This is a genomic window from Synechocystis sp. LEGE 06083, assembly GCF_015207725.1.
In the GTDB taxonomy this organism is placed as follows: domain Bacteria; phylum Cyanobacteriota; class Cyanobacteriia; order Cyanobacteriales; family Microcystaceae; genus Synechocystis; species Synechocystis salina.
The window spans coordinates 1-12,921 of the sequence record NZ_JADEWJ010000094.1; the positions used below are offsets into that span (position 1 = coordinate 1).

Annotated in this window: 10 protein-coding genes and 1 pseudogene; 4 read left to right on the forward strand and 7 right to left on the reverse strand. The window is 49.7% G+C overall.

Annotation, left to right across the window (positions count from 1 at the left end):
* Nucleotides 1-932: carbon-nitrogen hydrolase family protein (locus IQ219_RS09065; protein WP_194072385.1), on the forward strand; the 932-nt coding region annotated here is incomplete at its 5' end.
* 122 nt (nt 933-1,054) lie between these two features.
* Here IQ219_RS09065 and IQ219_RS09070 read toward each other — a convergent pair.
* Both IQ219_RS09070 and IQ219_RS09075 read right to left on the reverse strand, forming a co-directional pair.
* Complete coding sequence (locus IQ219_RS09070; protein WP_190599655.1) at nt 1,055-1,393, reverse strand: DUF5615 family PIN-like protein; 339 nt, start codon at nt 1,391-1,393, stop codon at nt 1,055-1,057.
* The gene (locus tag IQ219_RS09075) at nt 1,390-1,614 is read right to left on the reverse strand and encodes a DUF433 domain-containing protein (RefSeq protein ID WP_194072386.1); all 225 of its coding nucleotides are present in this window, start codon (nt 1,612-1,614) and stop codon (nt 1,390-1,392) included. The genes IQ219_RS09070 and IQ219_RS09075 overlap by 4 nt, the downstream gene beginning before the upstream one ends.
* A 162-nt stretch (nt 1,615-1,776) precedes the next feature.
* On the opposite strand from IQ219_RS09075, the gene IQ219_RS09080 reads away from it, so the two are divergent.
* Nucleotides 1,777-3,180, forward strand: coding sequence for a glutamate decarboxylase (locus IQ219_RS09080; RefSeq protein WP_194072387.1), 1,404 nt, complete (start codon nt 1,777-1,779; stop codon nt 3,178-3,180).
* Nucleotides 3,181-3,192: 12 nt separating this feature from the next.
* Here IQ219_RS09080 and IQ219_RS09085 read toward each other — a convergent pair whose 3' ends face one another.
* Together IQ219_RS09085 and IQ219_RS09090 are read right to left on the reverse strand one after the other, a co-directional pair.
* Complete coding sequence (locus tag IQ219_RS09085) at nt 3,193-4,395, reverse strand: class I SAM-dependent methyltransferase (RefSeq protein ID WP_194072388.1); 1,203 nt, start codon at nt 4,393-4,395, stop codon at nt 3,193-3,195.
* 104 nt (nt 4,396-4,499) lie between these two features.
* On the reverse strand, nt 4,500-5,327 hold the full coding sequence (locus IQ219_RS09090) for an HAD family hydrolase (RefSeq protein WP_194072389.1): 828 nt from the start codon (nt 5,325-5,327) through the stop codon (nt 4,500-4,502).
* Between the two features lie 106 nt (nt 5,328-5,433).
* Between IQ219_RS09090 and IQ219_RS09095 the strand changes: the two genes are divergently transcribed.
* Nucleotides 5,434-5,985, forward strand: coding sequence for a 5-formyltetrahydrofolate cyclo-ligase (locus IQ219_RS09095; RefSeq protein WP_228016846.1), 552 nt, complete (start codon nt 5,434-5,436; stop codon nt 5,983-5,985).
* A 7-nt stretch (nt 5,986-5,992) separates the two neighbouring features.
* Here the strand turns inward: IQ219_RS09095 and IQ219_RS09100 are convergent, their stop codons facing one another.
* The 3 genes and pseudogenes from IQ219_RS09100 to hik14 all read right to left on the reverse strand — a co-directional run.
* Nucleotides 5,993-6,523 carry an FKBP-type peptidyl-prolyl cis-trans isomerase gene (locus IQ219_RS09100; RefSeq protein ID WP_228015925.1) on the reverse strand — a complete coding sequence of 177 codons (531 nt, stop codon included), beginning with the start codon at nt 6,521-6,523 and terminating at the stop codon, nt 5,993-5,995.
* A 49-nt stretch (nt 6,524-6,572) separates the two neighbouring features.
* Nucleotides 6,573-7,541, reverse strand: coding sequence for a PleD family two-component system response regulator (locus tag IQ219_RS09105; RefSeq protein ID WP_194072390.1), 969 nt, complete (start codon nt 7,539-7,541; stop codon nt 6,573-6,575).
* A gap of 2 nt (nt 7,542-7,543) precedes the next feature.
* Nucleotides 7,544-11,374: pseudogene (gene hik14, locus IQ219_RS09110) on the reverse strand (high salinity-induced biofilm formation sensor histidine kinase Hik14); the annotation flags it as partial.
* A gap of 457 nt (nt 11,375-11,831) precedes the next feature.
* Between hik14 and rpoD the strand changes: the two are divergent.
* The coding region (gene rpoD, locus IQ219_RS09115; RefSeq protein ID WP_194072391.1) for an RNA polymerase sigma factor RpoD at nt 11,832-12,921 on the forward strand (1,090 nt) is incomplete at its 3' end.

Below are 12,921 nucleotides of genomic sequence, written 5' to 3' on the forward strand. Positions count from 1 at the left end.
CCCCAGGTACGGGGGTAAGACTAGCTATTTACCAAAATCAAGGGGGCCCCATTGGTGATACCGAGGCGATCGCCTATTACCTAGGGAAAATGGAGGAAGCGATCCAGGCCGCCCGGAGTTTTGGCGCCCAACTGATCAGTTTTGCCGAACTTTATCTCACCGGTTACGCCCTTTCCCCCCAGGAAGTACACCAATTGGCGATCGCCAAGGATGGGGACGTTATGGCCCAGGTGGGGCAACTGGCCAAACAATATGACATTGCCATCATTTGTCCCTACCCGGAAAAGGCAATTATTAACGGAGAAAGCCACTACTACGACAGCATTAACCTGTTTGATAACCAGGGAAAATTACTCAAAACCTACCGCAAAACCCATCTCTGGGGCCCGGACGAAGGCAAAATTTACTCCCAGGGCCACTGCCATAAAGAGGAGGGGGAAGCTTTCACCATCCATGAAGTAAATGGTTTTCCCATTGGTTTGTTGAACTGCTACGAAGCAGAATTTGCCGAATTGAGTCGTATCCTGGCCCTACGGGGGGCAAAATTGGTGGTGATTCCCACTGCGGCGGACGTTTGGACGTTGCTTTCCACTGGCGAAAGAACCAAGATGCCCTACCCGGATGTGTCCCAAAATATTATTCCCGTGCGGGCTTTGGAAAATGTAATTTTTGTCGCCTACTGTAATCGCGCTGGTGGTGAAACTAGGCAAAATGCCCAGGGAGAAACGGTACTGGTGGGGGAATATTTGGGCAACAGTGTCATTGCCGGGCCCCACGGGGACATTCTGCTCCATCCCCGCAACGAAGAAACTTTACTGATCGCTGATTGTGTACCGGGAAATTATGGCTCCACCCATCCGGAAAATACCAATTACCTAGCCGATCGCCGGCCAAATTTATATGGGACGTTGATAGACGAAATTGGGGGTTAACCTAAAGGGAGTCCACAAAAGTTACCCAAAGTACTGCGATGGTCCATAAAAAAACTGACCTCAGCTGAAAGCTAGGGTAGATCCTGCATGTCATATTTTGAAGCATACCAACAGGGGATTGTTTATGGGCTGCTGATTTCTACAATCATTTCGCCTTCTTGCAGTTTTTCTAAAGCCTTTGGCAAGGTACTTGAAAGAATCCGACGTAAGTTTCGATTCGTAACATTGCCACAAGTCAGCCAAATAATCTGAGGTGGTATTCCTAACCGACAGACAAGATCAACAAAATCGCTGTCTTTTGTCATGATTACAGAGTTGGCAACTCGTGCCGCATCAAAAATTTCAATGTCTTTGGCATCCCGTAATCCAAGATCTCTCAAAGCTGCAGCCTCTAAGTCAAAACTACTGGACAGCCAATCCGCCAATGTTGGGGGTAATTGAGCATCAACCCAAATATTCATGCGGTCAACTGGAGAAAATCAGTTCGCCGTGCAGCAAAGACGAGACAAGCCTGAATATCTGCAATTTCTAGGTCTGGAAAATCCTCTAAAATCTCAGAGGTGCTAACATTTTCAGCCAACATTTCTAAAATGTCGCTCACTCGAATCCTCATTCCTCGGATACAAGGACGACCACCACACTGACCGGGGATTTGAGTAATACGAGACAGTAGACTATTCATTCACTTTACTGAATTGATTCCATACAAGTAAGATTCCTTTATACTACATCGCATTTTTCGATTTTTTCTCCCCCCTGCCAAAATTTCCGTATCAAAAGTCGGTCAACCGTTACCCTGAAGGGAAAGTTAATCCCTATTGGCAAAATCGTCATCATCATTATTATGGTCCATAAAAAAATTGACCTCAGCCAACTCAGCCCAGCGGAAAGCCTACTCACCCCCACCTATGCGGCCCGGGGTTTGGCCAATGCCGTCAGTAAATATGAAATACCGGAAACGGAGATGCTACCGGCGATCGCCTATAACCTCATCCACGATGAATTAGGGCTAGATGGTAATTCCCGTTTAAATTTGGCCACCTTTGTCACCACCTGGATGGAGCCAGAAGCTAGGCAACTGATGGCGGATACCTTCGACAAAAACATGATCGATAAGGATGAGTATCCCCAAACCGCTGAAATTGAGTTGCGCTGTGTGAATATTTTGTCCCGACTCTGGAATGCACCGGCCAGCGCTGAAGCCACCGGCTGTTCCACCATTGGTTCCAGTGAAGCAGCTATGTTGGGGGGCATGGCCATGAAGTGGAAATGGCGGCAACGACGACAGGCCCAGGGTAAACCGGCCGATCGCCCTAATTTGGTTATGGGCATTAACGTCCAGGTTTGTTGGGAAAAATTCTGCCGTTACTGGGAAGTGGAACCCCGCTTTGTACCCATGGAAGGCGATCGGTACCACATCAGCCCCGCCGAAGCAGTGAAGCTCATGGATGAAAACACCATTGGTGTGGTTGGTATTTTAGGCAGCACTTTTGACGGTAGTTACGAACCCATCGAAGCTTTGAACGATGCCCTAGAAGAATTGAACCAAAAAACTGGTTGGGAGATACCACTCCATGTGGATGGGGCCAGTGGCGCTTTCATTGCTCCCTTTTTAGACCCGGACCTCCGGTGGGATTTTCGTTTACCCTGGGTGAAATCCATCAACACCTCTGGCCACAAGTATGGCTTGGTTTATCCGGGGGTAGGTTGGATTATCTGGCGAGATAAAGAAGAATTGCCGGAAGAACTAATTTTCCACTGCAACTATTTGGGGGGAGATTTACCCAACTTTGCCCTCAACTTTTCCCGCCCCGGCAACCAGGTGGTGGCCCAGTATTACAACTTTCTCCGCCTGGGCAAAGAAGGTTATCGTAAAATCCAGCAAACCTGTCGGGATACGGCCCTCTATCTGTCCGGCAAAATTGCCCAATTAGGTCCCTTTGAACTGCTCACCGACGGTGGCGATATTCCCGTATTTGCCTGGAAGCTCAAGGACGAAGCGTTAGCCAATACTTCTTATACCCTCTACGACATGGCCGATAAATTGCGCGAACGGGGTTGGTTAGTGCCGGCCTACCGCATGCCCAAAAATCGTGAAGATTTGGTGGTGCAACGCATTGTCGTGAAAGAGGGTTTTAGTCGGGATATGGCCGATCTTTTATTAATGGACATGGAAAGGGCGATCGCCTATTTTGCTAGCCAACCGGATCACAAACCGAAGCAGGAAGGCTCCCACTTCAGCCATTAAGAAACTAATTTATCAAGCATCGGGGGGATTAACGGGGAAGAAGAATTCTACCCCCTGGTCAATCAAATGCTGATTATTGGCCAAAATTTCCCGCTTAAAGTTCCAGGCGAGAACGTAATAAATGTCGGGTAAACTGGTTAGCTCTTTTTCAATTAAAAGCGGAATGTGCATACCAGGGGAAACCAAGCCCCGCCGTAGTTCATTTTTTTCCACCAAATAATCTAAATATTGGGGGCCGATGCCAAAGTAATTGAGCAACGTATTACCCTTGACCGGAGCGCCAAAGCCCCAAATGGTTTTCCCGGCTTGCTTAGCTTCGTCTAGATAGGCGAGGTTTTCCGCCTTCATGGTTTCAATGCGTTGGGCAAAGTCAAGGTAGGTTTGGTAGTCATTGCTTTTTTCATCCACTTCCGCCTGACGCATGGCCTGGAGCCGTTCCGAGGGTTGCCGTTTGCCTTGGTGGGTGACAAAACCGACAATGGAACCACCGTGGATGGGGGCGAGGTAGGCATCGAACATGGATAGCCCATGGCGATTGAGCAACACTTCAATGGTTTGGAGATTGTAGTACAGCAAATGCTCATGGTAAATCTGGTCGAAAGCCAAGTTTTCCACAATGCGTTTCATATAGAGAAACTGCACCACAAATACTCCATCTTCGGCCAAGGCTTCCCGGATGCCTTCGGTGACGGAATGGAGTTCTTCCAAATGAAAAAATACCCCCGCCGCATTAATGGCAGAAAATTTACGCCCTAACTTTTGCACCACCTCCAGGTTGAAAAAATCGTTGAGGGTGGGCACCCCGGCATCGTTGGCAATTTTAGCGGTGGTTTTGGAAGATTCCACCCCCAGCACGTCATAGCCCAGGGCTTGGAAATGCTTTAACTGGGTGCCGTCGTTGGAGCCGATGTCCAGCACGGATTTTTCTGGGGTGTCGGCAAAAAAGCGTTCGTCCAGTTCCTGGGCTACCCGCGCAAAGTGGTCACTGAGGGATTTGGTCACACCGGATAGATAGGTGTGGTCCCCAAACATGATTTCTTTTTTAACTGTGTAGTCCAATTGCACGGTGCCGCAGTCCTGGCAGTACAAAACCCGCAGGGGGTAATAGGGTTCCTGCCCCACTTCCGCCGGGGTGAGAAAATGGTTACACCAGGGTTGTTCCCCCAAATCGATCGCCAAATCTAGACGGGTAGAATCACAAACACGGCACTGCATAGGGGCTAACCAAAAAAACTAAAAACCAGGACTCTGGGCAAGACAGGGCTATCTTCCCACGTTTGTTGTCTTGGCTCAAGCTGGGGCGAGGTCGTTGGGGCGGTTCAGGGCTGGCATTGAATTTGCTCTAAATCGGCGATGGTGACATCGGCTCCCAATAAATTTCCCTTGGGGTAGCCAGGCCAGTGAATGGCGATCGCCCCCTGGGCATTGGCCCCCTTGGCCATGGTGATGTCTCCCTGGGCATCCCCAATCATCAAGGTGTGTGCTGGTTTCACCTCTAACTCTTGGCAGGTTAAAAGGTACAAAGCTGGATCGGGCTTACTAAGTCCTTGGTCAGACCCCTTGGCCACGTCCACTAAGTTTTGCAATTGGTGGTCGGCAATGAAGCGTTCCACACTCCTTTGACGGGCGGCGGACAAAATGGCAATTTTCACCCCCTGGTTGCGCCAGTTCTTCAAACAATCCACCACGGTGGGGAACATGGGACAGGTGTCGGCATTGGCCACAATTTGGCGATCGGCTTGGTCAAAACATTGGTTGGCGATCTCCAAACTCTGGAACCAGCCATGGCCTTGTTCGGCAATGTAGCTAGCAGCGGCAATGACGTTATCCCGACGACTGCCCACCGCCATTAGTCCCCCCGGGTCCAACTGGGCACTACCCCGGTTAAAGCCAAAGGCTCCGGCCAGGTGATCGCCAAAATTGGGTTCAGGTACTTTCTGCTCCAATAGGGCCAACCTAGCTACGGTGAGTTTTTCGAGATAAACTTTGGAATTTTCCAGGGTGCCGTCCTTATCGAAAATGAGGGCTTGGATCGGGGAAAAAGTTTTGTTTTGAATAGTGATGCTAACCAAATTAACTCCTGCAAACGGCGATCGCCTGAGTTGTACAACCAGGGTTATACCGAAAAATTCCCATATTATGGCCATTGGTAGCGGGATCAATCCACTACAATCGACCCAATTCTAATATGTGGACAACAACGCCAATCTTTGCCTTTCTGGGCCGCCGTGGAGGTTAGTGGACAAATTCCAATTGCGAACTAAAGTACTACAACAGCGACGGCAATTGTCGGAGGTGCAATGGCAACGTCAAAGCCTGGAATTATGTGCCAACCTCCAGCAATGGTCAGTGTTTCAGCAGAGCAGTCGGATCTGTGCCTATTTCAGTACCCAACGGGAAGCGGATTTAGAGCCATTGTTTGATCGCCTAGGCAAAGCAAAACATTGGGGCTTTCCCCGCTGTGTGCAAAAAAATTTGGTTTGGCATCCCTGGCAATGGGGACAAGCGTTAACCACCGGAGCCTATGGCATTAAGGTACCCACCGATCAAACTGAAATCTGGTCACCGACCACAGTGGATTTATTGCTGGTGCCTTGCTTAGCAGGCGATCGCCAAGGATACCGTTTGGGCTATGGCGGTGGCTATTATGACCGATTGTTTACCGATCCCCTCTGGCGGGCAGTGCCCAAGGCTGGAATATTATTTGAAGTGGGGCTGAGGGAAAAGCTCCCCCACGACCCCTGGGACATCCCTCTGCAAGTCCTAGTGACGGAAAAGCAGATTATTGAGATTAGCGATGGGTAATTAAAAACTATTTAATACCAAGCAATTCCACTTCAAATTCCAAGGTGGCATTGGGGGGAATTACACCGCCCGCTCCCCGGGAACCATAGGCCAAATCCGGTGGAATAATTAGTTTACGCTTACCACCCACCTGCATGGTGGCTACCCCTTCATCCCAACCTTTAATCACCTGGCCGACGCCGATGGTGAAGGTAAAGGGTTTATTGCGGTCAACGGAGCTATCAAACTTAGTGCCGTCGGTGAGGCGACCAGTGTAGTGTACTTCTACCTTTTGGCCCTTAGTGGGGCTGGGGCCTTCCCCTACCACTTCATCGATGTATTGCAATCCAGATTCGGTGGTGACAATATTGGCGGAATTTTCGGCAGTCATAGGAGATGGTTCTGGGGTTTGTAGGGCAGAAGCTTGGGCAATTTGGACTGGGTTAACTTCCTGGGGAGCGGCGATCGCCGGAGGGGACGATTTACCAAAAATGGCCACGGAAACTAACACCAAACTAAAAAAAGCAACAACAGTGAGACTAATGAGAACGTCACGCATAGCGGTAAAAAATTTCATCAAAAAACAGCTCAGAGTAGCGTTGGCCTGATTATCCCATGGCTTCTTCCCCCCATCGACCACTGACCAAACGATTGCGCCCCTGGGCCTTGGCTTCGTACAAATATTTATCCGCCGCCGCCACCAACTGTTCCCAACTGCTACCTAGGCAGGGAATGGTGCTGGCACAACCAATACTCAGGGTGACATGGTTGGCGATCGCCGATCGGGCGTGGGGAATTGCGAGGCGAGCAATTTCTGCTTGGATGTTTTCCCCGATGTGAATAGCTCCTTCGAGGTCTGTGTTGGGTAGGGCCATCAAAAATTCCTCCCCACCATAGCGGGCAGCCAAATCCTTGGGACGGTGCACCACTCTGCTTAAGGCCTTGGCCACCTGTTGTAAACAGTCATCCCCTCCCTGGTGACCGTAATGGTCGTTATAGTTTTTGAAATAATCTATGTCACAGAGCAAAATGGAAAAAGGATACTGTTCTCGGATTGCCTCGGGCCATTCCGTATTCAAAAATAAGTCCAACTGGTGACGGTTGGCTAACTGAGTTAGTTGGTCGATTTTGGCTAACCGTTCCAACATTTGGTTGGCGGATTCCAGTTGGTGTTGCAGACGACTTTGGTAGAGCAAACGTTTTACCCTCTGCCGCAGTACTGCCCAATGAATTGGTTTGGTCACATAATCGATTGCCCCCGCCTCAAAGGCCCGATCCACCGAAGCTTCATCGTCTAGCCCTGTAATCATTAGCACTAATGGAGAAGGGTTTTGATAATTTTTCATCAGGGCCTGACAGCAGGCAAAGCCGTCCATGACGGGCATCAGGGCATCCATTAACACCACTTCTGGCTTGATTTCAGCAAATTTGGCCAGGGCCTCTTCCCCATTCTCGGCCAGTTCTACCCGGTGTCCTTCTTTTTGTAGATAAACCCGCAGTTGCATCCGCATAAAACCATCATCGTCCACCACTAAAATGTTTGCGGCGGGGGTTTCCGTTGGCTTAGGCAGATTCATAGCTAGGGAACAGCGAAGGGAGTGAGGGCCTCCACCACAGCGGTGTGTAATTGTTGACAATGGTCAGCCAACTGGGTGGGAGACTCTGAACCTAGTTTACCTGATCCAGCATCCTTTTCTAGTTGTTGGCAGAAAGCAGACAATTGCTGGGCCCCGAGGGAGGCACTACTGGATTTGAGAGAATGGGCAGCGCGTTTGACCACATCTAAATTCCCTGTCTCCAACCCTTGCAGCAATTCCTGTATTAACTTTTGGCTTTCCTGGCAGTAACACACCACCATTTCCCTAAACAGGTCCAAGTCGCCGCCACAGAGTTCGTCCCGCAAAAAGGCAATCGCCGTGGGGTCCAGGGGAGACACAGTCATAGCGGTGGGTTTGACGATGGTTTGTTCTTCTACGGTCATAATATCGACCTCTGGGGTAACAGCATCTCCCCCAGCTTGGGGGGAAGCCATCAAGACCGGAGTATCTTGTAATACTTTTCGTAGTTGGGCAATGGAAACTGGTTTACTAATGTAGCCGTCCATGCCGGCATTCAAGCAGTCTTGGCGATCGCTGGGCATGGCATTGGCGGTCATAGCCACAATGCGGGGTTGACGTTCCGGCGGTAAGGTTTGACGGATGTGACGGCAGGCGGTCAGACCATCCATCACCGGCATTTGCATGTCCATCAGGATTAGGTCATAAAACTTTTCCTCCAAGGCATGGATCACTTCCTGGCCATTGTTGGCGATCGCCACTGGGTAACCCAAATTATTGAGCATCTGGTGGGCTACTTTTTGGTTAACCAGATTATCTTCTGCTAAGAGAATTTGTAGGGCCGGTTGCAGACTGGTGACGTTGTCTTCTGTGGGGGGCTTATCTCCGTCCAGGATAAATTCCGGTAAATCCAACCGCTCAAACTGTAGGGGGTAGTCCGCCAGATCCACCGACCCCTGGAAAAGGTTGACTAAACTTTCAAATATCAAGGATTGGCGCACCGGTTTATTGAGCACCGTTTGAAAGAGGGATAAGTCATCTATACCAGCCACCAACCCAGAAGAAAGCAGGATCATGGGCAAATTCTTGCCCTGGGCAAATTGCCGCAGATGGTAAGCCAGGGTGATGCCATCCATTTGGGGCATTTGTAAATCTAAAATAGCCGCATCCAAGTCCGAACAACGGGCAAACCAATCCAGGGCCGATTCCCCGCTGGTAAAACAATGGCACACTAGCCCCCAAGTCTGGCATTGCTCTTGCAAAATCCGCCGGTTAGTTTCGTTGTCATCCACAATCAACACCTGTTTGCCCTTCATCTGTTGCACCGAATCGGCTTCGGCCAAGGCGGGGGCCTGGGCCGTGGTGAGAATGCAGAAATGAAAATTGGAGCCCACCCCTGGTTCACTGGTCACCGTCAGCACTCCTCCCATCATCTGGGTGAGGCGTTGGCTAATCACTAAACCTAATCCAGTGCCACCATATTTCCGGGTGGTGGAAGAATCCACTTGGCTAAAGGATTTGAATAAACGGTCTTGGCGCTCCAGCGGTATGCCAATGCCCGTATCCCTGAGGCTGAAACAGATGCGATGGCTGGGGTGGGGTAAATTCAAAATTGTGTGGTATGGCTCTTCTGGGTCAAAGGGTTGCACTTTTACCGTTAACACCACTTCTCCTTTTTCGGTGAATTTGAGGGCATTACCGATCAAGTTAGAAAGAATTTGCCGCAACCGGACCTGGTCTCCCAGAATGCGGGCGGGGGTTTGGGGGTCAATGCCATAGGTCAATTCCAGATTTTTGGCCCGGGCAATGGGACCAAACATTTCCAACACCATTTCAATTAGGGGTCTTAGTTCAAATGCTTGGGTTTCCAGCACCAGTTTATCGGCTTCAATTTTAGAAAAGTCGAGGATATCGTTGATGATGGTCAGCAGGGTCTCTCCACTTTGGCGGATGGTTTGGACATAATCCAGTTGCTGTAGATTTAAATCGGTCATCATCAACAATTCCGTCATGCCAATGACCCCGTTCATGGGGGTACGGATTTCATGGCTCATCATGGCCAGGAATTCACTTTTAGCCCGGTTGGCGGCTTCGGCGGCCCATTTAGCCTTTTCCAATTCCAGGTTTTTCTGGGCCAATTCCCGACGACGTTCCCGTTCCTTTTCCAACAGGGAGGCTTGGGCCAGGGCTATGCCCATTTGTTCGGCGATCGCCTCTAGCAATTCAATTTCGTCCGCTGTCCAAACCCGTTGTCGGTCACACTGGTGTAGGGCAATGATGCCGTTGGCTTTACCTTGGTAGGAAGTCCGCAGTGCCAGAAGGGATTTTACTTGGAACCGTTGGTAAAATTCTTTGCTTGCAGTTGAGTTTAGATCCCGGTCTAGATCCACCACCGCCATGGCCCGATCGCCTTGGATGATAATCCGGTCATAGGCGTGTTCCACCGCAATTTCTCCGGCCAGCAGGGAAGTAAATTGTCCTCCCAAATACTCCGCCACCACGGGCACCTGTACGGTCGTAGCTTCTGAGTAGTTGTGGATCAGGCAACGGCTCACGGCAAAGACATTGCCCACCTGGCGGGCGGCGGTTTGGAAAATTAAAGTTGGTTGTAAGCTCCGGCGGATCTCCTGGCTAATTTTCCGCATTAACAGGATCTGATTGAGCTTTTTCTGTAAAATTTCCTGGGCCTGTTTGCGGTCAGTGATGTCCAGACAAGAACCCACGTAGCCCATAAATTTGCCGTCTTCTAGGTAACGGGGCACCCCCACATTGACAATCCAGCGGTATTGTTGGTCCACCCTACGGTAACGATATTCCAATTCAAAACGTCGGCGATCGCCAAAGGCTTGGTAATAAACCCCCAGGTAATGGCCCTTATCGTCGGGGTGAATGCCTTCTAGATAACCATTGTCCAATTCCTCCGCCAGGGTAGACCCCCGGAATTCTAACCAGGACTGATTGACAAAGGTCATTTTTTTGTCCTGGTCCGCCACCCACAGCATAATGGGGGAGGTGTCCGCCATCATCCGAAACCGGGCTTCACTTTCCCGCAAACTTTTTTCAGCCTGTTTGCTAGAGGTGATTTCAAAGCGGATGGCCAGGTATTGATAGGGATTGCCTTCTTCATCTAAAAAGGGGACAACGGTGCTGTCGACCCAATAGGTGTTGTCGGCTTTAGTCCTATTGTTGATTTGTCCATGCCACACTTCTCCGGCTCTGATGGTCTGCCAAAACTGCTGAAAGAATTCCCGGGAATGGTAACCGGAATTAACTAAACGGTGGGTGTTGCCAATCAGTTCTTCCCGACTATAGCCAGATACTTCCACAAATTTATCGTTAACGTAGGTGATGACTCCTTCGGCATCGGTGATGGCCACAATGGCCGCCTCATCCAGGGCGGTTTTTTGGACAGCTAATTCCTGGAGGGTAGACTGTAAAAATTCTTCAGCTTTTTGCTGTTGTTTGATTAGTTCCCCCAGCTCCTCACTATGTTTACGGCTTTTTTGCAGATAATGAACGGCGATCGCCACCGCCCAGGCCATGAGCAAACCACTCAACAAAGTCCATTCTGACCAAAAGGAACCGTACTGGTCTAGCAGAATTGGCCCCGGCACCAATTGCAGTTGCCAATGGCTAGTCATGGCTTCCGCTTGGGGCAAGGAATCGGCCCACTCTAATTCTTGGTTAACCACAATATCCTGGCGCCAATGGGCAGGGATATCGTCATATATGAGTTGATTGTCTTCAAAGATACGGAGGCCAAAGCTCCGTAGACTACCATCTGGGCCTGGTTTTTCACTGGATAGGGGGCGAACGGCATCGATAAACTGATTGAGTTGGAAAACCCCCACCACTAATTAGTAATGAAAGCTTGACTAGGCAAAATTCCCCACACCAATTGCAAAAAAAAATCAAAAAAGCGACTATCATGCAGAAAATTCCGTTGAGGCAGAAGCCCCAACCCTTTTTAGGTCAATCATCGGCAACGATTTTCAACCTTCTTGCCCCCGCTAACAAGCAATGGGAAAAAAAGTTGTGGTCAGACCACAATTGAGTCCCATTTTTTTGTTATCGAGGCTACAATCAATGAAGTCTTTTTTCACTGATTCATCAAGCTCTACCGCTGACTAGCCTTCTCTAACACTCTTACGCCTGAATCCTTGCATTCTGTTTTTCCCCAAGAAGAAGTTAGAGAACCCTGAATCAATAGACTGACCGAGCGCACATCATCTAGCAATGCCTAGGGGTGGCCTCAACTTTGACTGACCATCTAATTTTGTACACGACTTAGGAGTTAACGAGGAAAACGGCATGACCCAGACGAAAGAGCCACTCACCAAAGCTGAATCCCCTGAACTAGACCAAGAAATAGAACTAAGCCAATACATTAACACTGATGATATTGACGACGATGATGTTGACGTAGAGGATTTAGAACAGGAAGTTGCCGCTACCGAAGGGAAGGAGAAAAAGGTCCGCAAAATTCGTAAGGACGCGGTTAAAAAGAAACCCTATACCGAAGACTCCATCCGCATCTACCTCCAGGAAATTGGCCGCATTCGTCTGCTCAGAGCCGAAGAAGAAATTGAACTAGCTCGCCAAATTGCTGACCTCCTCGAACTCGAGCTAATTCGGGACAACCTCACCCTCCAACTAGAACGCCAGCCCTCGGAACTGGAATGGGGTAAACAGGTTTGGAAGTTGGAAGCCGCTAAGCAACGATTAGTCGCCGACAAGAAAAAAGAACCGAAAAAGAAAGATATAGATAGTTATCTTGCCAATCCAGACAACGAACTGAGTCTGGAAAACGAATGGAGCCAACAGCCCAACAAAAATTTTGCCGCCTTCCGTCGTCGCCTCTTTCTCAATCGCCGGGCCAAGGACAAAATGGTGCAATCCAACCTACGGCTGGTGGTGTCCATTGCCAAAAAATATATGAACCGGGGTCTATCATTCCAAGATCTAATTCAGGAAGGTTCCCTGGGATTAATCCGAGCCGCTGAAAAATTTGACCACGAAAAGGGTTACAAATTCTCTACCTATGCCACCTGGTGGATCCGCCAAGCTATCACCCGGGCGATCGCCGACCAATCCCGTACCATCCGTCTCCCCGTCCACCTCTACGAGACCATCTCCCGCATCAAAAAAACCACCAAACTCCTCTCCCAGGAAATGCGACGTAAACCCACCGAGGAAGAAATCGCCGAAAAAATGGAGATGACCATCGAAAAACTCCGCTTCATCGCCAAATCAGCCCAACTCCCCATCTCCCTGGAAACCCCCATTGGGAAAGAAGAAGACTCCCGCCTAGGGGACTTCATCGAAGCTGACGGCGAAACCCCCGAAGATGAAGTATCCAAAAATCTTCTCCGGGAAGACCTCGAAAACGTCCTTGATACCC

Coding starts and splice junctions, on each gene's coding strand:
- IQ219_RS09070 (WP_190599655.1), bottom strand. CDS start 1,393: ATGAATATTTGGGTTGATGCTCAATTACCCCCAACATTGGCGGATTGG.
- IQ219_RS09075 (WP_194072386.1), bottom strand. CDS start 1,614: ATGAATAGTCTACTGTCTCGTATTACTCAAATCCCCGGTCAGTGTGGT.
- IQ219_RS09080 (WP_194072387.1), top strand. CDS start 1,777: ATGGTCCATAAAAAAATTGACCTCAGCCAACTCAGCCCAGCGGAAAGC.
- IQ219_RS09085 (WP_194072388.1), bottom strand. CDS start 4,395: ATGCAGTGCCGTGTTTGTGATTCTACCCGTCTAGATTTGGCGATCGAT.
- IQ219_RS09090 (WP_194072389.1), bottom strand. CDS start 5,327: ATGGCCATAATATGGGAATTTTTCGGTATAACCCTGGTTGTACAACTC.
- IQ219_RS09100 (WP_228015925.1), bottom strand. CDS start 6,523: ATGCGTGACGTTCTCATTAGTCTCACTGTTGTTGCTTTTTTTAGTTTG.
- IQ219_RS09105 (WP_194072390.1), bottom strand. CDS start 7,541: ATGAATCTGCCTAAGCCAACGGAAACCCCCGCCGCAAACATTTTAGTG.